Origin of the sequence: Fibrobacter sp. UWB16 (assembly GCF_900215325.1) — a bacterium.
GTDB lineage: Bacteria > Fibrobacterota > Fibrobacteria > Fibrobacterales > Fibrobacteraceae > Fibrobacter.
In genome coordinates this window covers 785114-806324 of sequence record NZ_OCMS01000001.1, presented here as the reverse complement: position 1 = coordinate 806324, position 21211 = coordinate 785114, and the positions used below count along the sequence as shown (strand labels likewise).

General features: G+C 47.5%; 18 protein-coding genes and 1 other RNA gene. 13 read left to right on the top strand and 6 right to left on the bottom strand.

All coding sequences use genetic code 11. From position 1 onward, the window contains the following. Positions 1 to 5: 5 nt before the first annotated feature. Positions 6 to 944: a hypothetical protein gene (locus tag CRN95_RS03380; protein WP_097020100.1), complete on the bottom strand. Its 939-nt coding sequence runs from the start codon at positions 942 to 944 to the stop codon at positions 6 to 8. A gap of 404 nt (positions 945 to 1348) precedes the next feature. On the opposite strand from CRN95_RS03380, the gene CRN95_RS03375 reads away from it, so the two are divergent. The 3 genes from CRN95_RS03375 to CRN95_RS03365 are packed head-to-tail and all read left to right on the top strand — an operon-like array spanning position 1349 to position 3137. Then, entirely contained in the window at positions 1349 to 1993 is a 645-nt protein-coding gene (locus CRN95_RS03375; RefSeq protein ID WP_097020099.1) for an ABC transporter permease, read from the top strand. Positions 1994 to 2010: 17 nt separating this feature from the next. Next, complete coding sequence (locus CRN95_RS03370; protein WP_097020098.1) at positions 2011 to 2550, top strand: alpha/beta hydrolase; 540 nt, start codon at positions 2011 to 2013, stop codon at positions 2548 to 2550. A 32-nt stretch (positions 2551 to 2582) separates the two neighbouring features. Continuing rightward, on the top strand, positions 2583 to 3137 hold the full coding sequence (locus CRN95_RS03365) for a hypothetical protein (protein ID WP_097020097.1): 555 nt from the start codon (positions 2583 to 2585) through the stop codon (positions 3135 to 3137). Between the two features lie 40 nt (positions 3138 to 3177). Here the strand turns inward: CRN95_RS03365 and rnpB are convergent. After that, an RNA gene (gene rnpB, locus CRN95_RS03360) (RNase P RNA component class A) lies at positions 3178 to 3548 on the bottom strand. 127 nt (positions 3549 to 3675) lie between these two features. Between rnpB and CRN95_RS03355 the strand changes: the two genes are divergently transcribed. Further along, positions 3676 to 5376, top strand: coding sequence for a hypothetical protein (locus CRN95_RS03355; protein WP_235002850.1), 1701 nt, complete (start codon positions 3676 to 3678; stop codon positions 5374 to 5376). Between the two features lie 39 nt (positions 5377 to 5415). Beyond that, positions 5416 to 5766 carry a hypothetical protein gene (locus CRN95_RS03350; protein ID WP_235002849.1) on the top strand — a complete coding sequence of 117 codons (351 nt, stop codon included), beginning with the start codon at positions 5416 to 5418 and terminating at the stop codon, positions 5764 to 5766. A gap of 3 nt (positions 5767 to 5769) precedes the next feature. Here the strand turns inward: CRN95_RS03350 and CRN95_RS03345 are convergent, their stop codons facing one another. Together CRN95_RS03345 and CRN95_RS03340 are read right to left on the bottom strand one after the other, a co-directional pair. Further along, a complete protein-coding gene (locus CRN95_RS03345) occupies positions 5770 to 7893 on the bottom strand; it encodes an ATP-dependent DNA helicase RecG (protein WP_097020094.1) in 2124 nt (707 codons plus the stop codon). Continuing rightward, a complete protein-coding gene (locus CRN95_RS03340) occupies positions 7894 to 8910 on the bottom strand; it encodes an MlaD family protein (RefSeq protein ID WP_097020093.1) in 1017 nt (338 codons plus the stop codon). Between the two features lie 165 nt (positions 8911 to 9075). Between CRN95_RS03340 and CRN95_RS03335 the strand changes: the two genes are divergently transcribed. After that, positions 9076 to 10344 carry an argininosuccinate synthase gene (locus tag CRN95_RS03335; protein WP_072827569.1) on the top strand — a complete coding sequence of 423 codons (1269 nt, stop codon included), beginning with the start codon at positions 9076 to 9078 and terminating at the stop codon, positions 10342 to 10344. Positions 10345 to 10433: 89 nt separating this feature from the next. Here the strand turns inward: CRN95_RS03335 and CRN95_RS03330 are convergent, their stop codons facing one another. Then, positions 10434 to 10952, bottom strand: coding sequence for a hypothetical protein (locus CRN95_RS03330; RefSeq protein WP_097020291.1), 519 nt, complete (start codon positions 10950 to 10952; stop codon positions 10434 to 10436). A gap of 117 nt (positions 10953 to 11069) precedes the next feature. Between CRN95_RS03330 and CRN95_RS03325 the strand changes: the two genes are divergently transcribed. From CRN95_RS03325 to CRN95_RS03295, 7 genes are all read left to right on the top strand, one after another. Continuing rightward, a complete protein-coding gene (locus tag CRN95_RS03325) occupies positions 11070 to 11942 on the top strand; it encodes a DUF3078 domain-containing protein (protein ID WP_235002848.1) in 873 nt (290 codons plus the stop codon). A gap of 86 nt (positions 11943 to 12028) precedes the next feature. After that, positions 12029 to 12643, top strand: a complete 615-nt coding sequence (gene hisH, locus CRN95_RS03320) for an imidazole glycerol phosphate synthase subunit HisH (RefSeq protein WP_097020092.1) — start codon at positions 12029 to 12031, stop codon at positions 12641 to 12643. Positions 12644 to 12829: 186 nt separating this feature from the next. Further along, entirely contained in the window at positions 12830 to 13660 is an 831-nt protein-coding gene (locus tag CRN95_RS03315; RefSeq protein ID WP_088629828.1) for a TIGR02147 family protein, read from the top strand. After that, positions 13650 to 14993: a hypothetical protein gene (locus tag CRN95_RS03310; protein ID WP_097020091.1), complete on the top strand. Its 1344-nt coding sequence runs from the start codon at positions 13650 to 13652 to the stop codon at positions 14991 to 14993. The genes CRN95_RS03315 and CRN95_RS03310 overlap by 11 nt, the downstream gene beginning before the upstream one ends. 186 nt (positions 14994 to 15179) lie before the next feature. Beyond that, entirely contained in the window at positions 15180 to 16007 is an 828-nt protein-coding gene (locus tag CRN95_RS03305; protein ID WP_097020090.1) for a TIGR02147 family protein, read from the top strand. Then, on the top strand, positions 16000 to 18306 hold the full coding sequence (locus CRN95_RS03300) for a hypothetical protein (RefSeq protein WP_097020089.1): 2307 nt from the start codon (positions 16000 to 16002) through the stop codon (positions 18304 to 18306). Before CRN95_RS03305 ends, CRN95_RS03300 begins: the two co-directional genes overlap by 8 nt. Positions 18307 to 18467: 161 nt before the next feature. Beyond that, the gene (locus CRN95_RS03295) at positions 18468 to 20117 is read left to right on the top strand and encodes a hypothetical protein (RefSeq protein ID WP_097020088.1); all 1650 of its coding nucleotides are present in this window, start codon (positions 18468 to 18470) and stop codon (positions 20115 to 20117) included. 322 nt (positions 20118 to 20439) lie between these two features. Here the strand turns inward: CRN95_RS03295 and rph are convergent, their stop codons facing one another. Beyond that, positions 20440 to 21165 (bottom strand): ribonuclease PH, encoded by a 726-nt coding sequence (gene rph, locus CRN95_RS03285; RefSeq protein ID WP_085491969.1) that lies wholly within the window; start codon positions 21163 to 21165, stop codon positions 20440 to 20442. Positions 21166 to 21211: the final 46 nt, after the last annotated feature.

Here is a 21211-nt window from a genome sequence, read left to right as displayed (position 1 = left end):
TTGCTTTACTCGAGCAGACCGAGAAGGCATTGGGCGAATGATTCCGTATTGTCTCTATTGACTCTTACGGCTTTGTTGTCTTTAACTTCGATGTAATCTTTGTATTCAGCCTTGCATGCTTCTTCTGGTACTTCACTCATGTACAAATAAGTGTAATTGCAGGAATTGCCGTTTGCTTCTACTGTGGCGTCGTAAGATCTGAAAATGTAGTATCGGGTATCGCTTTGAATGTTATCATAACGGATTGAAACTGTTTGGCCGAAAGCCGTGATTGTTTCTGACGTACGTGTTTTTTCAAGAACTGTTATCCCGTACTCTTCCTTGACAGAAGCGACTAGGTCGCCTCCGCGTGTAAACAGCTCGTCACCATAGGCATTGCTTGAATGAATGAACTTGTAGCGCGAGAAAAGATTGTCGTAAATCCAGGCGGTCAGTCTTGATTCCGTATAATCCCAATTGCTAAGGCTGTTGTCTTTAATAAATAGGCAACTTTCGGAAATGTCATAATAGTCATTGGGTGTGTCTGAGCTTACTTCTTCTTTGACTATGGATCCATTGATAAACCTGTATCCTGGGAGAACTTTCCATCGAGCTGAAAGGTTTCCGTTCTTGCCACCGACCAGTACGATTTCTTGATAGCCTTCGCCACGTGCTGCGAGAATCAAGGTGTCTCCGACGAACTGGTAATCGAAAACTAGGTCGCGTTCCCTTTTTTCACCAGTGAATGTGAAAACATCTCCATCGACGGAGCATTCATTTCGCGTGTTCAATAGGTGCGCTGTCATGGTGCTTTGAACATCGTCGATCGTAATATTTATGGATGGGTCGGTGCATGTTCCTGCAACTTCTGCGTTTTTCTTTTCTGCATTAGTCGGTGTTTCGCTCTCTCCACAGGCGAAAAATAAAAAGGTACTGGTGATGAAAAAAAGATGGCGTAAATGCATGTGTTTCTCTCTTCTCGTAAAGAATGATTTTTTTACTTTGTGTAATATACATTTTTTGAGGTGTCTCAATCGATTTGACATGGAAATTGCTGACGAAATGCAAAAATATGCTACTAAAAGTGAAAAAATCTCGATTTAGTATCAAAAAGTCTAGATAAATTAAACGAAATTCGGACCGATTTCGTATTTGCTTGTTGGGCTTGTGCTACTAAACTCGTCAAAATGCAAATTTAGTAGCATGAGAAAACGCTTTTTATTCGAAAATATTTGCAGACAAAAGAAACTTTATGCTACAAAAACGGCAGAAATTCAAAATTAGTAGCATAAAATGGCCAAAATCGTACTTCGCGTGCTTTTAAATCGCCCTTGCTGTCGCTCTTTTTTCTAAGTTCTAGGTTAGATATATGCTCCACGTTTTTAGACACGAACTTCGTTTGATCTTTAGGGATCCGCGTTTTTGGATTCCGTTCATCATCCCGCCGGTGATTCTCGCGGCGAGTCAGGCGATTGCCGTGTCGCGTTACGGTGGCGAGATTATGCAGGGCATGGGAAGCTACATGATGCTTTTGCTCGGTTGCCTGATGGCTCCGATGGGCGCTCCTTTAGCGGGCGACAGTTTTGCAGGCGAGCGCGAACGCAATTCGCTGGAACTTTTGCAGCTTTCTCCGATTGCGCCTGCGAAACTCTTTTGGGGCAAGTTGTTTGCAATTCTCCCATTCCCGTTAGTGTTTGCGCTTTTGGCTCAACTGGGCTACTGGTTCTCGCATTCCGAAATTACGGTGACGGCGGCGGTGGCCTCGATGCTTGGGGCGCTTTCGGCGGTGTTGTTGACGACTGCGTTTTCGTTGATGGTGTCGCTTCGTGTAAAGACTGTCCGTGCAGCGACCCACATGACACTCTTTTTCATTATCCCGCTTCTGTTGCTTGTACAGCTTGGCCACGAAGTTTTTTTGAGTAATTTGTTTGTGCCTCTGGTGACGTTAGTCGTGTCGGTTCTCGTAAGCTTGACGGTCACTTTTGCGGGTATGAAGAAATTTGTTAGTTTGTAGTCTTCAAGGATGTTCTGATGCATTATTTAATTGTCCCTGGTTATAGCAATTCTGGTCCTGAACATTGGCAGACTTATTGGGAGCATAGCCTCCCTAATGCAACTCGCGTTCAGCAACGCAATTGGGAACATCCTACCAAGGCGGAATGGGTCGATGCTCTCGACAAGACGGTAGCCTCCCTCAAGTCCGATACGATTCTTGTTGCGCATAGCCTTGGTGTTGCGACGACTGTATTTTGCTTGTTGAAAAACGTTGCAGAGGGAAGGTTGCCTGCGCATGTAAAGGGCGCTTTCCTTGTGGCTCCTGCCGATATTGACGCAATTGACATTGTGGATGACTTTGCTCCGATGCCATTGCAAAAATTACCGGTTCCAACATGCGTTGTGGCAAGCCGAAACGATGAATATGTGACTTTTGAACGCGCAAATTTATTTGCGAAGTCCTGGGGCTCGAAGCTTTTTGACGTAGGATGCTGCGGTCACATTAACGCGCTTTCTAATCTCGGCGCGTGGGACGAAGGCCGAAAATTGTTGGCTGAATTTGAGAAAAATTTGTAAATGTGTAAGAGAATTATAAGAAAGGAGAAAAAATGAAAAAGCGTTTGCTTGCACTTGGAATACTTACAATGTTTGCATTTACCGCTTGCGATGATTCCGCATCGAGCGGTGACAGTAATGGTTCTGGCTCAAATTCAACGAGCGAAGTAAAGGGAAGTTTCCCGCCGAATGGGGATGAAGGTTTCTATTGTGTCGTTACGGATGGTACAAATGAAGATGGTTCGTATTGGAAACAGATTAAGGTGAATATTCCGAAATACAAGGGACATGTGGAAAAGTTTACGTTTGACGAAAACGGTACCGGAACGCAGTACTATGAAGATTCCCATTTTTATATAACGCCTCATGAAAAGGCGGCCATGTGCTTGGAATTCGAAGATGGAATAAAAGAAAGTTCTCATAAGAGAAATTATACAGAAACCTATTGCAAAAACGGAGTTTCCTACTTTGTTATTAGTTTCCAAAACATGAGTTTGGGATCGCTTAATTCGGCAATTGTAGAATACGAAGAGGACTGCGAGGATTACAAACGAAAATGGAAAGATGGAGATTATGATGAAGTCATCAAAAGAAGGACTTCGAGATAATTTATAAGGAGAAGGCTTCCGTTTGTCACGGAAGCCTTCAAAGTCGAGTAGTTATAAGCCGGGTTCTGTACTTCTTGCGAAGCGATGACCATCTCTCTGGACGAATCGTTACCGACCGCCTCAAGCGACCTACCCGGATATCCAGCTGGCACGGGCCGCACCAGGTCCTTTCGAACGGAATCCTGCTTGGTCTTGCACCGGATGAGGTTTACCATGCCACTCCTGTCACCAGTCGTGCGGTGAGCTCTTACCTCGCCGTTTCACCCTTACTCGCATTGCTGCGGGCGGTCTATTCTCTGCTGCACTTTCTGTCGCGTTACCGCGCCTGGACGTTATCCAGCATCTTGCCCTGCGGTGCCCGGACTTTCCTCCAGCCTTGATTGCTCGCAGCCGGCGGCCATCCGCCACTCGTTGTGAAATGTAGAAAAAGCAACGGGAAAGTGCAAGTATAGAATTCGGCGAAATCTCTCGTCTCTCGTCTCCCATCTAGCGTCTAAAATTGTATATTCTTCCCGTGAAAAAATTGATATTTTGTTTGTTGAGTTTTATCGCTGCATCCTTTGCCGATGCGGTTGATTCTAGTGCCGTTTTTCGTGTCGATGAAATTCGCTATAAAATTGGCGATGCCTTTGACGATTCCAAAGCGCATACGAAGTACGACCGGTGGGCGTATGACATTTTGAACTGGGTTCATATTGAAACTCGCGAAGCCACGGTTCGAAAACTTTTGCTCTTTGATAAAGGGGACTTGGTCAACTTGAACTTGCTCCTTGAATCGGAACGTTTTTTGCGTGACCAGAAATTCCTTTCGGATGCAAATATTTCTGCAACGGGGGAGGACGGCAAGAATATCGTTACGGTCCAGACGAGCGATAACTGGACGCTTACCATTCCTGTGACGTTTGGCTTTTCGGGAAGCGAATGGTCTTATGACAACTTGGTCTGGGGACTCGGCGTTCAGGAAAGCAATTTCCTTGGGCTTGGGCAAAAGCTCGGATTTTACTATGGCCATGACGAGTTCCGCAACATGTTGCAGGTGGAATATGGCGACCCGCATTTCCTTTTCCGCTACAACCACTTGGATTTCTTGTATAGCTACAACACGGATGGATACCTTGCAAGCTGGAAAATGTATGTGCCGTTCCTCAGCCGTAGCGTGAACCAATGGGCGTACACACTTGAAGGCTTGAAAAACAAACGAATCGCGTACATTTATGGAAATGGCGATTTACCGCATGGCGCGGTTGAAGTCAAACCGAAAAAGAGTCTGGATTCGTTGCAGCAGTTCAATGGGAAAAAGTCTGTTAAGTTGATTCAACTTGAAGATTTCATTACTGATTCATTGAGCTTTCGCTTGAGCCGTTCTTTTGGCGGGACGCAACGTAAGCTTTACTTGGGTGCAACGTATGATTACTTGCGTGAAACTGCTGATGAAGGCCGTGTATGGCGTTATCAGTTTGCCGATGGTGAGAAGGCCTACGCCATTGATTCTGCGGTCACGGCAGAAGACTGGGTGCCGGAGCGCAAGGATTCGCGCCTTGGCTTTTATGTCATGTACTCTAATTTGCGTTATGAAAAGCTCAAGAATTTCCACAACGTGAGATGGACTGAAGATGTAGATAAAGGCTTTTCTGTAAAGGCTCAAATTTCAAAAAATTACGAACAACTTGGTTCCGATAATAATGATATCCGTTTAGATTTTTGGACGGACCTTTATCTTGGTCGTGATAATCATCATTTGACGCTTAAGTCCTATATGAAGTTTTATTTGGATCATGGCAAGCGCCATGACTTTTATGGCCGTGTGAATGGTGAATATATTTTCCATCCGAGTACTCGATTCTCGACGGCTTTGTCGGGCCAGCTGGATATGTATGATGATGCCAAGCTCGGCTACCAGTTGACCTTAGGTGGCTCTGATGGCTTTGTCGGGTTCCCGACGGGGTACTATTCTGGACAAGCTCGCGTTTACGGAAATTTGGAACAGCGCTGGTTCCCGGATTTTGAAATTTTGACACTTGCTCCTGTCATTGTTGCTTTTGGAAGCGTTGGCGAAACGGCGGCACGCGTGATGGATATCAATCGCAAGGATTTGATTTATGTGGCTGGCTTTGGAATCCGTTTGGCACAGACAAAGTCTATTAGTCGCTTGATCAACAAGATTGATGTGAGCTTCCCGCTGAATGGTAAACGCAAGGGCGATGCGCATTACTCTGTGACGACATCGTATACATTGTAATTTTGTAGATGAACTTTCTAAAGGTTGTTGAACATGGCGATGGACGAAGAAAAACAACAAGACGAGACTGCTCGCGAGAATCGTCGAAAAAAAGCCCGTGAAGTCAAGCGCATTTTTATGCGTGTCGAAATTATCATCGGCATTATCGCCATGATTGCGGGTGCATGGCTTACCGTTCTCGTGTGGAGCGAAGGCTATTTCCCGGGAGCCTTGATGCTTGTGATGACGGGCGGTATCAATGTGTTTTTGGCGGCGAAGGAACTCATCAATCCGACCGACCACATTTTCCATTGGCAGTCTATTTTCTTTTTGATTGTGCGCCGAGCCATGTTCTTCTTGAACGTGGTCTTGATAGCCCTTGTCTTGGGCACGATGACGCGCTTGCTCTAATTTTTAATGGACGCCGTCCTCGTTTGCCGAGGGCTTCTCGTTGTACCAGGTCTGGATTTTTTCTTTGGCGGTTTCGTTGAATGCGGAACCGTCTTTTAATATGTGCTCCGCACGTTCGAGCGTTTGCGAAATGAGCTCCTGGTCGTGAATCCAGTCGAACCAGCGGAATACCCAGGCGCCGCTTTGTTCGTTTCCTTCGAGGTTTCCGGCGCCGCGTGTTTTCAAGTCTAGCTCTGCGATTTCAAAGCCGTCTTCGGTGGCGGCGAATTGCGAGAGGCGTTCCATGCTTGTTTCGGCGGCTTCGCCTTCGGGCGTCATCAAGAAGCACCAGGCTTCTTGATTGCCGCGGCCTACGCGGCCGCGCAGCTGGTGAAGCTGCGCCAGACCAAATCGGTCTGGCTGGTCGATGACCATGAGATTTGCGGCGGGGACGTTCACGCCGACTTCGATAACGGTTGTGGCTACGAGAATCTGGATTTCGCCTGCGGCAAACTGCTTGATGATTTCGTCTCTCTGCGTATCGTCCATTTGACCGTGGACGCCTGCGACTTTGAGCTTGGCGATGTTCTCATCGGTGTGGCCGAAGGCGGCGATAAAGGCTCGCATTTCGTTCACGATGTCATCGACACTGCGGGCGCTTGAATCGCTTGCTGCTGAATCTGCTGACGATAAGGTCGCTGAGCTAGCCGAAGCGTCGGCGTTCACTCGGCTTGCAATCCAGTAGCATAGATTTCCGCCGGCGGCTTCCTTGCAAATAAACTGCTTCATCGATTCGCGCTTTGCTGCATTCACGAGACGAGTCTTGATGGGCTTACGGCCTGCCGGCTTTTCCTTGATGCTGATGACTTTCAAATCGCCATATAGCGTCATTGCGAGGCTTCGCGGAATCGGCGTGGCGCTCATGACGAGCATGTCGGGGTAGTCGCCTTTGGCGAGCAGCGCTTCGCGCTGGCTCACGCCGAAACGGTGCTGTTCATCGATAATCACGAGCCCAAGCTTTGCAAAGAAAACGTCCTTGCTAAAGAGCGCGTGCGTTCCAATGACAACGTTGCAAAGCCCCATCTGGAGTTCACCGAGAATCACTTTCTTTTCGGCGGCGGGAGTTGCCCCGACAAGCAAATGCACGCGGATGCCAGCCGCATCAAAGAACGGCTTGAGCGATTTGAAATGCTGGCGTGCGAGAATGTCAGTCGGGACCATCAACGCGCACTGTTCGCCTGCTCCACAGACGGCCATAATGGCGAGCATGGCGACGACGGTCTTTCCGCAGCCCACGTCGCCTTGCAACAGTGCGTGGAACTGCTTTTTGCCATTGAGACCGTCAATGATTGTATTCAGCGCCGCGTCCTGACCTGTGGTCAGTTGGAACGGGAGGCGCGCTTTCGCGGCCATCACGTTCCCCAAATCAATCTGGCGTTCATGTCCGCGAATCTTTTGATTTTCGCGGCGCTTCACCATGCGCAGGCAAAACGGCAAAAGTTCCAAAATCTTGAGCTCGCGCTTCGCCTTGTAAATGGAATCAAAGTCTTTGGGCATGTGGAGCGCACGGAGATTGTCCATCACGGGGGCAAAATGCAAATAGTCCGTGAGCTCGCGCGGACAAGCGTTCGGGAGTGTGAGTCCCGGAAAGTTGAAAATCGTTTTGTACAAATTGCGGAAGAACCGCTGTTCCATCTTGGCTTCGCGGCATATTTCGCTTATCGGGTAGACGGGGAGGATTTGTCCGTTAAATGCTTCGCCTTCGTCGAACGGCTGCATATCCGGATGCACCAGTTGCAGCCCGCGGTACGAACCGACTGTCCCCGAAACAAGCCAACGCGTCCCTGGTTTTACACGGTTTGCAATGAATCGCGTGCCTCGGAAAAATAAAAGCGAAATCTCGGCGGTGCCATCGGTGAGGACTGCCATAAAGCGCGACATGCGTCCTTTGACAATCCCTGCGCGCGTGATAATCCCAATCACGACAGCGCGTTCGCCATCGTGCAAGTCCGCAATCTTTGTAACCTTTGTCTGGTCAAGATAGGTACGCGGAATGTTGTATAAAAGATCGGCAATGGTGCTTAATCCGGACTTGTTCAGTTTTTCGAGCCTCTTGGGGCCAAGTCCGGGCAGGTTCGATAAATCCATTTACTTGCCCGCTTTGTTTTGTTCTTGCTGAGCTTTGGCTTCTTCCATTCGCTTGCGCGCCTTATCGCGAGCGTTGTCGCCGATGATGTTCATGTTTTTCCATGTAATCAGCTTGATCGGCTTGCCGTCTTTATCCTTGAACCCAAGATTCTTTGTATCAATTGCAGCGACGGCTTTGTTGAGTCCGTCTATGATGTTGTTGATATTCTCGATGAGTTCCTTGGACTGCAAAAGCGTTTCGGAATCAATTCCTTTTTCAATGCTTGTGATGACGTCGTTTGTCTTCTTTGCGTTTTGTGTCAGCGAGATGACAACGGAGTCTACAAGCGAGAGCTTTTCGTTCACAGTCGCCGTGGCGGTCTTGATGGCGGTATCTGCCTGGAGGGCCGTCTTGGTCAGCGCCTTGCTCGAAGAATTCATTTGCTTGAAGAGCTTGTTCATCTTGGGACCGAGCGTTCCGACCGTCTTTTCGGTGTGGGCGAAAATGTCCTCGATGGAATGCATGGCTTCTTCGTAGATTTCCGGAGCGGACTTGTGTGAGGAATCTCCCTGGGCGAGCAATAGAATTGTCTTTTGCACGGCTTCAAGTTGCTCGTTTACGTTCTCGATGAGGCGCAGCGTTTCTGCAATGCCCGGTTCAAAATGTCCTTGGAACACGTGGTTTTCCGGCATGAGTTCGCCTGTCTTTGACGGAATGATTTCGAGACGGCGTTGCCCCATGAGCGCATAGTTCACGTTGTTGAATTGCGTCCCTTCGCGGATCTTGATCGGTTCGGTAAAGTGGATGACGACTCGGGAACGATCCTTGAGCCAGGTGACGCTTCCGATGGTGCCGACGCGGTAGCCGCGTAACACTACGGGGTCTTCGGGTTGCAAAGAACCGAGTTCATTAAAATCGACAATCGCCGTTTGGCGCACGTTCTGGTGGGCAGCCCACATGCCAAATGAGATACCGCCGAAAATGCAGGCAAATACAATGAAAGAAATGTAACCGAGCGCTCTGTCCGAAAGTTTCATGTTTTTGAAAATAGAAAAATAGAGCTCAATGCTTTGGGAAAGCTGCTGTTGTTGTAAGTAAAATAGGGATGCTTTTTTTAATAAAAATTTTTCGTCCCTCTGTTCTCTCGTCTCGTGTCTATTCTATATTTACAACGTCTAAAATTTTCCATAAGGACATTCAAAATGGCTAAAACAGAATCCAAGAAGAAAGTCGTCCTCGCTTACAGCGGTGGACTTGACACCTCCATCATCATTCCTTGGCTCAAGGAAACCTACGACGTCGAAGTGATTGCATTCGCAGCCGACCTCGGCCAGAATGACTTCCCGAACGCAAAGGCTCTCGAAGAAAAGGCTCTCAAGACCGGTGCTTCCAAGTGCTACGTTCTCGACCTCAAGAAGGAATTCCTTGAAGAATACGTTTGGCCGACCGTTCGCGCCGGTGCAAAGTACGAAGGCACTTACCTCCTCGGTACGTCCTTTGCTCGTCCGCTCATCGCTAAGTACCAGGTCAAGATCGCCGAAAAGGAAGGCGCTTACGCTGTTGCTCACGGTGCTACCGGTAAGGGTAACGACCAGGTCCGTTTCGAACTCACCTACGCTGCCTTGAACCCGAAGCTCGAAGTCATCGCTCCGTGGAAGGACCCGCGTTGGACATTCCACAGCCGCGAAGACGCTATCGACTACGCCGCTGCACACAAGATTCCGCTCAACGGCATCAGCAAGAAGAAGATCTACTCCGAAGACGGCAACCTCTGGCACCTTTCTCACGAAGGTGGCGTCTTGGAATTCCCGGAACAGGAACACAAGTACGAATTCCTCAAGCACACCAACACGTATGAAAAGGCTCCGAACAAGGCTGATCACGTGACGATCTCCTTCGAAAAGGGCAATCCGGTTGCTATCAACGGCAAGAAGATGGGCGCTGTTGAACTTCTCGAATTCTTGAACGAAATCGGTGGCAAGAACGCTTGCGGTCTTTTGGACATCGTTGAAAACCGCCTCGTCGGCCTCAAGAGCCGCGGTGTTTATGAAACTCCGGGTGGCACGCTCCTTTACAAGGCTCACGAATGCTTGCAGCAGCTCGTGCTCGACAAGGAAACTTTGTTCGAAGCCCAGAAGATGTCTATGACATACGCAAACCTTGTCTACAATGGCCAGTGGTTCACTCCGCTCCGCCAGGCTATGGACGCCTTCTTCAATGAAGTGAACAAGGTTGTGACTGGTGACGTTACCCTCAAGCTTTACAAGGGCAACATCATCCCGGCCGGCATCAAGAGCCCGTACAGCTTGTACGACATGGGCCTCGGTGGCTTCACGGACGTTGACATGTACGACCAGAAGGACGCTACTGGCTTCATCCGCTGCTACGGCCTCCCGCTCAAGACTCGCGCTCTCTTGCTCGGCAAGAAGACGAACGTCGACTTCGGTGGCGTTCCGAGCCTCAAGAAGTAATTTAAAAGTCGCGCCCTTCGGGCGCACTCTTGAATAGCGCTTCTCAAAGCATTCAAAAATTCCGACTCATCCGAGCCGGGATTTTTTATTTAGAACTTGTACGCATACCCGACTTGCCAGAGCACCGTCGGTTCGTCATGTTTCATAAAGTAATGGACAGGAATCCCAATTTGCGTAAACGCCCCGTAGATGCTTGCACGCACTTCGACAGAAATATCAAGTGATTCCTTGTAGTTGTACGAACGGACCATCCTCTCGTCGTTGGCCTTGTTTAAAGCCTTGAGGTATCCGTTGGGAGCCTTTGCAAAAGCGTATCCGCCCCCAATGCCGAGGTCTAGCGTAAACGGTAATTCACGGAAAAATTCCCAGGCGAATCCGCCGCGGTATCCGACCCAGAAATCATCGGTGCCGAAGTACATTCCGCCGCCCATGGCCCTGAAAAAGATGTTATTGTAGCCGACCCCCGCATTGACCATAATCGGGGTGGGGCGCCCAGCTGAAATGCCGGCTTCAAAAGTCCATGGCGATTTCTTGGAAACGTCCTTTGCGAGAACGTTTTCGGTGCAAAAAATCAGGAATAAAACTATGACTAGGCGCTTGAGTAACATGTTTGTAATAATAGTAATCGAAAAATGCATTGAATCTGTTTTTCTCTTAAAAAAATGTTATCTTTAAGTCAAACAAAAAGGTCTATGGGAAAGAAGGACCATAAACAAGGAAGGAATATGAAAAAATCATTATTCGCACTCGGTTGTGCAGCTCTCATTTCTGCATCGACGGCATTCGCTGAGGGGGGCATGTTTGAAGGCTATCTCCCTGAAAATATGACTGCCGACGTGGTCGCTGCCGTTAAGTTCACTCGCATGCAGTTTAACAACTGGAAGTTCGAAGACGGTACATCTTCTTACACATGGCTTTTCAGCTATGATGCCGACCTTAAGAATCACTGGGAAGTCGTTGACTGGCGCAACAAGCTGAACCTCGCCCTTGGTTACACTTGGACGGATGGTCTCGGCAAGCGCAAGTCTGCTGACAAGATCTTCTACGAAACCATGGCCGACTTTAACGCCTCTGAAAAGATTAAGCCGTACCTTGGCGCCCGCTTTGAATCTCAGTTTATTAGGGGTTACGCTTATAGCGAAGATGAAAACGGCGACGAAATCAGAACGACCGTTTCTCACTTTATGGCTCCGGGTTATGTCACGCAGATGGCTGGTGTCGGCTTTTTCCCGACCGAAAACTTCTCTACGCGCCTTGCTTTTGCAAACCGCATGACCATTTCGACGGACTATGCCTTTGCAGACGATCCCGATACGAAGAAGATTGAAAAGTTCAAGGATGAACCGGGTCTCGAAAGCATCACGGAATACAAGTATGCATTCTCTGATCTCGTGACGTTCAAGAGCCGTCTGTGGGCATTTGTGAACTTCAAGGGTGTTGATGAAATCGACGGCAGGTGGGAAAACCTCCTTGCAATTACGCTTTCTCCGCTACTTGAATTCCAGGTCAGCTATGACATCGCTTACGATAAGGACCTGGACAAGGATTCTCAGCACAAGAACGTGATTCTCGTCGGTGTGACCTGGCGCTGGTTCTAATCTAGAATCAAATCAAACTATTTAAGGGAACCGCTTCGGCGGTTCTTTTTTCTATCTTTGTACGTGTAAAAGTTAATGAGGTTTTTATGGCTATTACTGTTGTGGATTACAATGCTGGCAACTTGACATCGGTGATGAATGCGCTTAAGTTCATTGGTGCAGACGCCAAGGTGAGTCGTGATCCCGATGAAATTGCAAAAGCTACGCGCTTGATTTTCCCGGGCGTGGGCGCTGCTGCTTCGGCCATGGAAACTTTGACTAAAACAGGAATCGGCGAAGCCATCAAGACTGTTGTAAAAGCAGGTAACCCAGTGCTTGGCATTTGCATCGGCTGCCAGATCATTCTTGAAGAAAGCGAAGAAGACGGTGGCGTCAAGACGCTTGGACTCATTCCTGGCCGCGCGGTGCGCTTTAAGGATGAACCTGGCCTCAAGATCCCGCACATGGGCTGGAATCAGGTGAACTTCACGCGCGAACACCCGATCATGAAGGGCATTCGCAGCGGTTGCGATTTTTACTACGTGCATTCCTACTACCCGCAGGTCCCGGCGGAATATTCCTTTGCCGAAACGACTTATGGTTCGCAGACCTTTACAGGGCTTTTGGGCAAGGATAACTTAATTGCAAGCCAGTTCCATCAGGAGAAAAGTGGCGAAGTTGGCCTCGCCATGCTCAAGAACTTCTGCGACTGGAATATTTAGTAGGCTTTAGAAAATAGGCTATGAAGGTGCGGGCTTTATGCCCGCTTTTTTGTGTTTATTTACTTTAGTATCATAGGATTTGGTTTTTGTAAAAATTTGCTAAAAATTACTTAATTTTGTTCGAAAAACAAAAGCTAGTATCATGAAATGTTGCTTGGAATGATGAAATAATGTATATTTTTGATTATGAAGTCCGTCACGGAATATGAAGACTACCGCATTTATATGCAGGATTACTACAACGAGAAGAAGAGACTCTCGTCGTTTTCGTGGCGTGAATTTGCTCGTGCTTCGGGCTTTACGTCCCCAACTTACTTAAAATTAGTGTGTGAAGGCAAGACCCGCCTTTCGCCTCAAGGGGCCGAAAAGGTCGGCAATGCAATGGAACTGGCCGGGTTTGAACTTGAGTACTTCAAGTCGATGGTGACGTATTGCCATTCCAAAAATGACCAGGAACGCAAAATCGCTTATGAAGCTATGCTGGAATTGGCCGCAAACAACAAGGTCAAAATTATCGATGGCGATGCGTTTAAATATTTTCAGTCTTGGGTACACCCCGTTGTTAGAGAGCTTGCTCCGGTAATGCCGGGGGCTACTCCGGGTGATATCGCAAGGCGCTGCTGCGAAGGCGTTTCTGCCGGTGAAGTTCGCGATTCGCTCGATTTTATGGTGCGAGTGGGGCTGTTGAAAAAGAACGGCGATACCTATGAACAGGCGGACAAGCATCTAAAAGGCCAGTCATCGGCGGTGTCGCTTGCTTTGCGCTATATGCATCGCGAAATGGCCCATTTTGCAGAAGAATCCATCAATCGATTTGCGCCCTCGGAAAGAAACTTTACTGGGCTTACCATGGGGATTTCTGCCGAAGACTATAAGAAGATTTTGCAGGAACTTGATGTTTGCCGAAAGAAAGTGGCACAAATTGCTTTGAATAGTCGTGGTACAGAAAGAGTTTATAGGTTGAATTTACAGTTGTTTCCGTTGACATGGAAAGAGGATAAGTCCGATGCTCGGTAGAATTCTTAACTTATCTATATTTGCCGTTCTGATTGGTGCAGTCGCATGCTCCAAGGATTCAAATTTTACGGGAATTACAGAAGAGGGCAATTCTGTGGCCTATGACCTGTGGAATGGCGAAAGCGGCATGGCCCGTGTCAATATTAACGGTAATTCCGGTTATTGGTTCAGTGTGAACGACGAAGATGAAGAGAGCACGTCGTTGATCAAGTTCCCGACTATTGAGGGCGATAGCCTTACTTCGGACAACATTGAATCTCTGGTCTCTCATTGTGGCGGCCTTTGCGGTACCGTGGAACTTGGTGATGAAGCGGTCCCGAGTGCGGGCGTGGGCATTGCCCTGACCGAAAAGGATACGACCGTCGATATTTCAAAATGGGACGGCATTTGCGTTTCTTACGAATCGGAACTCTCGATGGAAGGTGTGATTGGCTATAAGGAATCAGCTGGATCCTCGAACGAAATGCCTTCAGTCAATTTTGACAAGACGGAAAAGGGAGCCGTGGCTGCTCGCTGTGCTAAGTGGGCCGATTTCAAGCGGACGTTCTCTGATTCTAACACAGGTATTGAAGCGTCGAAAAATGCAAAGTCGATTATTTTTAAGTTTGTTGGTGAAGCTAAACAAAAGGGCTATTTCAATATTAAAGGCGTGAGCTCTTATAAGCACGGCGTTGCCAATCTGGATTCTGTTGAAGCTGTTGAACCTGCGAAGGATGAAGCATGCCTTTGGAATGGAACCTCCAGCGTGCCGAGCAATTTTGCCTGGGAAGATACGTCGGGAATAAAAGGCGGATTGTGGTATTCCTATAATGACCGTGGAGAGAACGGTAACTCGTTGTTGTACTGGTCTGCAGAGGCTCCGAGTTACAAAAACGTTATCGAATGGTTGACGGATAAAGATTTGTTTGAAGGCGGACTTTCGGCAAGCGTCACTTTGGATAAGGGCAACTCTACACGTGCATATGCAGGCATTGGCTTCAAAATGACCGTTAAGGATGATGTCGGCGATACGACCTTGGTTACTGCAGATATTAGCGACTGGGGTGGTCTTTGCGTGTACTACATGGCCGAAAGGAATATGCGCATCGTACTGGCGGCAGATTCTCTCGAAGCTGAAAATGTTTTGGAGGCTGCTACGGTTCCTACTGAAAAATGCTTTACTTGGAACGACTTCTCTGATTCTGGATTGGAAAAGAACGCCACAGACGTCAAGTTCGAAGTGAGCTCGGACGAGAATTTGTACAACCAGATAAAAATCAATATTATCGCTGTTGGCAAATACTTGGTTGATGGCTCCTGTACCGTAAACACCTCGAAATTGTCTTCATTCTAATTATCGCCTGGAATTGATTTTTCTTGAGCCCGCTCGTCCGAGTGGGTCACTTTTTTACGCTTCCGTATCATGAATATAAAATGTATTTTTAGAATTTTTTATAAAAATGCTTTAAATTGATAAAATTTAGATAAATAGTATCATGAAATATTGACTTTTTGAAAAGGATAGTGTATATTTGTTATTATGAAGCCGATTACGGAGTATCAGGATTATCGCTGCTACATGCAGGACTATTACGATGAGCGGAAACGTGTATCATCGTTTTCGTGGCGTGAATTTGCCCGTTCTGCAGGATTTACATCGCCGACGTACTTGAAACTTGTTTGTGAAAAGAAAACGCGCCTTTCGTCTGTTGGGGCCGAAAAGGTCGGTGCCGCAATGCGTTTGGTAGGTTATGAGCTGGACTATTTTAAGCTCATGGTAGAATGCTGCCATGCCAAAACGGATGATGAACGCAAGGCCATTTTTGAGTCCATGCTGAAGATAGCAAAAGACAATGCCGTGAAGGTTGTCGATGGCGATGCTTACAGGTATTTTGAAACTTGGATCCATCCGGTGGTAAGGGAGCTTGCGCCGGTGATGCCAGGGGCGACTCCGGGTGAAATTGCAAGGCGTTGTTGTTTGGAAGCCTCTGCTGGGCAGGTCCGCGAGTCGCTCGATTTTATGGTAGATGCGGGACTCCTAAAGAAAAATGGCGATGCCTACGAACAGGTCGATAGGCATCTGACGGGGTCTCCTGAAATTATGTCGGTGGCGATGCGTTCTTTGCATCATGAGATGATCCATTTTGCAGATGAAGCGCTAGAAAAATTTTCATCGACGGAACGCAATTATTCTGGGCTTACCATGGGAATTTCGGACGAAGATTACGAGCAAATTGTGCAAGAAATTGATGCTTGCCGCAAGCGCATCGCTCAAATTGCGTTGAAGGGCCGTGGCGTCGGTCGTGTCTACAGATTGAATTTACAGTTGTTCCCGCTGACGTGGGAGGAGGGAAAAAATCATGCTTAAGAATTTTCTTAACATATCGGCATGCGTTTCTGCATGTGCGTTTGCGTTCGGCTTTGTGGCGTGCTCGGACGATAATACGGCGGGTGTCACGGAAGATGGTAATCCGATTGCTCATGGTGAAAGCAGTTCGTCTGTCGTGAACGGTTCTTCTGCTGTTGAAAGCAGTTCGTCTGTTGTGGGAGGCTCCTCTGCTGTCGAAAGTTCTTCTGCAGTCCAGTCCTCTAGCAGTGTAGTGGCTGTTCCTAAGTTTGACGTGTGGAATGGCAAAACGGACTACAAAATCAATACCGGTAATGAAAATACGGGATATTGGTTCAGCTTTAGCGATGATTATTCTCGTATAACTTGGCCAGTCCCGATGGGCAATGATTATTCTGAAGATGTTTTTGATCCTGTTATTGACTATTGTGAAGGCGTATGCGGAAGCGCTGAGTTACAAAGCTTGGGATCAAAGCCTTGGGTGGCTCTTGGTTTTACGCTTGCCGAAGAAAATTCGACGGTGGATATCTCTGCGTGGGGCGGTATCTGTGTGACGTATGCCTCTGAATACCCGGTGAGTGTCTATCTCAATGTGAATGTTGGTGGTTTAGATACGATTGATTATGTGTATCCGGGTATAGCTTATCCGGGCATTACGCTTCCGAAAACTTTAACGAATACTCCAACGCTTATGAATATGCTTGGTTCTGATGAAGCCATTACGCGTTGTGCCAAATGGAGCGACTTTAAGGTGTCTAGCTGGGCGGAATACAATAAGGCAAAATTGAGCAAGATCTATTCAGGCGAAGAGGCTGCTAAAGAAGTCAAGGCAATCAACTTTGTATTTATGAGTAATTCCGATGGCTCGGGAGAATTCAATATCTTTGGTATCAGTACTTACGATGAAAATCTTCCGCAGTGGAATCGCGATGACGGTACGAATGAACCGGATTTAGGCCTGGTTACTACAAACGACGATTCCTTGACTTGCCTGTGGAAGGGCTTGAATAGGTCTGGCATTGTAAATACGGGCTATAATGATTTAGATGAATACGCTGGAATGTTGTATGATTTCGATGTTTCTCCCGAGGGGGCGTATACAAGAATAGAATTCCCTGCGTATAGGGAAATGGAGTATGAACCCTATATGTATGAGCCGATTATCGTTGAATGTAAAGGCTTTTGTGGAACGATGGAGTTTACTTTGGAAAAAGCGGATTATGCCGCATCTGCTGTAGCCTTCAATATTGCTGAAGATACATTGACTTCTTGTGAAGGTAATACTTGCTATGGAGAAGCTAAATTTGCCGATATCAAGGATTGGGGTGGTATTTGCATCACTTACTATTCCGAAAAGGATGCTTACTTAAATGTTGTTGTAAAAGATGTCCCGTACGAAAATTCTCCGAAAGCCTCTCTCCCTGCATCGGGAGGGCTTATCGAAAAGTGTGTTGCCTGGGATGATTTTCAACCGAGTGTCCCGAATCTGGGAACGGCAGTGAGTACGGTGCTGTTTGTTGTAAAGAGCTATGAAAACGGCGATAGGAACCAGTTTAATATAGCGGGTATTGGAAAATATTCTGCTAATGGGGCTTGCTCCATCCCCAAAACCTCTTACACGCCGATAAGTTCTTCGAGCCGAACCCCGCGCAGTTCTAGCAGTAGCAAGGTGTATAAGGATGAGTGCTCTTTCAAAAATCTTAGTCCAGTCTGGTATGGTCCGGATGGTTATTTGAGTGTGAAAACGGGGTATTCGACGGTGACAAGTGATGGTGGCCATTGGTATGCATTCAAGGATAACGATGAAGTCAATGAGACTTATCCTGTACAAGTGAATAGCGAGTTAGGTCAGGATTCGTTGCAACCTGTTCTAAACCGCTGTCAGGGACTTTGTGTAACGCATAAAGGTGCAGGAAATGCTGGCTTCGGATTTAACATTGCTGATAAAGATGAAAATGGCAAGTTGCAGGCGAAAGATCTCAAATATTGGGGAGGCATGTGCATTGTTTATGCTTCAGAGAATGATTTACATATTGCAATAAATGATGCTGAACAAAATGATTTTGCAAACGTATCTAAATTGCCGGGCGTGACGTTGCCACAGACGGATGGTTATGCCAAAATTGAATGTAAATCCTGGAATGAATTTGTTGACAGCGAAACAAGGGTGCCTATCGATCCTTCCAAGATATCGTCGATTTTGTTCTATGATTATGCCAAGAATAATGCCGGCAGTTCGTTCAATATTTTGGGAATTGCCCCGTATCAAGAACTGGATGGCACATCCTATTTAAAATGCCAAGAACCAGCTGTTCTTTAAATAGTGATTCGGGAATCCCCTTTTTAATCTGTCATTCCGGCCTTTTTGTCATGCCCAACTTATTCCGGGGTAATCTGTCATTCCGGCCTCCGAGCCGGAATCACCTTTTTTAAATAAATAATATATATTATAGTTTATAATAAAATATAAGGGAGTGTTGTATGTTCAGGAGAATTCTTTGGGGGATAATCCCGACCTTGTTGTTAGGCATTGTCGCCTGCTCCGATGATACTTCTTCGGATTCGTTTACGGCTTCGCCTGTATATGGCGAAAGCTGTTCGTCTGTTATTGGTGAAAGCAGTTCGTCTGTTGCTGGCGTGAGTAGTAGCGACGCTGGCGAAAAAGCAGTGAGCAGTAGCCAAGAAATTTTGGTATCATCAAGTAGCCAAATTGCGCCTACAGTTTCCTCAAGTAGCGTAGGAGTTCTTGTTGACTCGACGGCTTGCCTATGGAATGCTAAAAAAGGTGAATATATCGTGAAAACGGGATTTGATCCCGATGATAAGCATGGTGCTGGTTATTGGTATTCTTATAGCGATAACGATGATGGCGGTATGTCTCACGTAGAATGGGATGCCGAGTGCCTTAATGATGGTACGGATTGCATGCAACATCTCGTAGATGAGTGCGGCAGCATTTGCGGGAAGATGTATTGGGATAAAGGTAATGCTCCTGAAGCTGTTGTCGGAGTCGCGTTTAATGTTGCCGGTTTTGAAGATCCTACCGTGGATGTTGCACATCCGTTGTCTGCCGATATCAGTGACTGGGGCGGAATTTGCGTTACCTATTCGTCGGATTTAAATTTGTATGTGAGATTGGGCGTAGGTACGGATACTGACGTAATTGCCGAATTAGTAAAATCTGAAAAGCTTGTAGAAAAATGCTTTACCTGGGCAGATTTTGATAAGGACGGTGAAGGCGAAAATCCAATGCCTGCTGCCGAAGCCGCGAAAAAAATCAAGAATATAAAGTTTGGTAAGAATAGCGGCGAATCCATGTCTGGCCATTTCACTATCGCTTCTGTTGGCAAGTATGTTGCTAGTGGTGCTTGCAATGTTGGATTGGTGAACTCGAATCCTAGCTCCTCGTCCGTTTCGTCACTGGTGTTGTCTTCGAGTAGCGTTAGCGGGGATTGTGCTGATCCGAAAAGTGTTAGCGAAATGTGGGATGGCAGTGATGCTAGCTGGGATGCACGTGTAATTACAGGTGCTGACAATGGTACTGAAACTTCGGGGTATTGGTTCAGCTTTGGTAATGATATGGACGGTGTGGGTTCAGTTAATTGGCCAGGGCCTCTTGGACACGAGTATACACTAGAAGAAGATATTTTTGGTTATTGCAAAGGCGTTTGTGGCGAACTTGAATTTGCAAAAGATGGTTATTTGGGCGTTGGCTTCCATGTCGCGGGCGTTGTAGAACCTCTTGATGGTAATTCACCAGCGGCTAAGGCTAATATCTCAAGTTGGGGAGGCTTATGCGTAACATACGCCTCGGAATCTGATTTGGATGTTGTGGTAAGCGACATTGAGGATGGAAATTACGCTTCTATTTCTCAACTTTCGAAGGTTACGTTGCCAAAGTCAGTTGAAGTAAAAACGCAATGCGTGAAATGGAATCGATTTGAGTCTGTAGAAGGCAAGAATGGCGCTCCAGATCTTGTGGCTTCGATTCTCTTTGCGGTCCAAGGTGAAGCGAATGCTAAGAGCCGAATTAATATAAGAGGGCTTGGCAAGTATTCCGAAAAAACGAATTTTTGTTCGACGGACGAAGACCCGTTCGTCTCTGGGAAAAAGGGCCTAGTTATCAAATAATATGAAGCCCGTCGCAATCGCGGCGGGTGTTCACTGGACATTTGTCTTACTTTGTCACCCCGGACTTGTCTTCCTCATTTGTCATCCCGGCCTTGTGCCGGGATCGCCTTTTTGTCACCCCGGACTTGTTCTCTTTGACCACTTAGAGCTTCAGCTCTTATGTGGTCATGATCCGCGAATGGGGACGGGGCGGAATCCCTTCTTCGTCATCTTGAGCGAAGCGAAAACAACTCAGAAGGCGAGTGTTGCGACCATGCTTGCATGGTCATAACCGAGCCCAAGAGTTGGGGCGTAGCCCCATCCAGTTAAGTCTTGTCGATAACTACGGCAGTTCGCCGCCGATGAGTTCCATCTGCTTCTTGTAAATTTCCTTGCAGGCGTTCTCGCCGAGGTCGAGGAGAGTATTGAGCATGGCGCGGTCAAAGCTGGCGTGTTCGCCCGTACCCTGCACTTCGATGAAATTCTTTGCGTCTTGCATCACGACGTTCATATCGACGTCGGCGGCAGAATCTTCGACATAGCAGAGGTCACAAAGCGGCTTGCCGCTCACGACGCCCACAGAGATTGCTGTAATGCCATGCTTCAAGATTTGTTGCGTGATGCCGAGGCGTTCCTTGATTTTTTTGACGGCAATGGCGAGTGCGACAAAGCCACCGATAATGCTGGCTGTTCGCGTGCCGCCATCAGCTTCAATCACATCGCAGTCCACGACGATGGCGTTCTCGCCGAGTGCGGCGAGATCGGCTGCGCCGCGCAGCGAACGGCCCACCAAGCGCTGGATTTCCTGCGTGCGGCCGCTCGCGCCTTTGCGCTCGCGTTCCACGCGCTTGCCCGTGCTTTGCGGGAGCAGGCTGTATTCAGCCGTGATCCAGCCTGTGCCGCGACCGGCAAGCCAGTCCGGAACTTTCGGGAGGAGCGTTGCGTTGCAGATGACGCGTGTGCGTCCCATTTCAATGAGAACGGAACCATCGGCGCTAGAGATAAAGCCCGTGGTCATCTTGAGGTTGCGAAATTCTTCAGGTTTTCTATCAGTACGTTCGTATGCCATATAATCTCCTTGCGTTGTCTCCCCGGCCTCATCATTCTGATCTTGT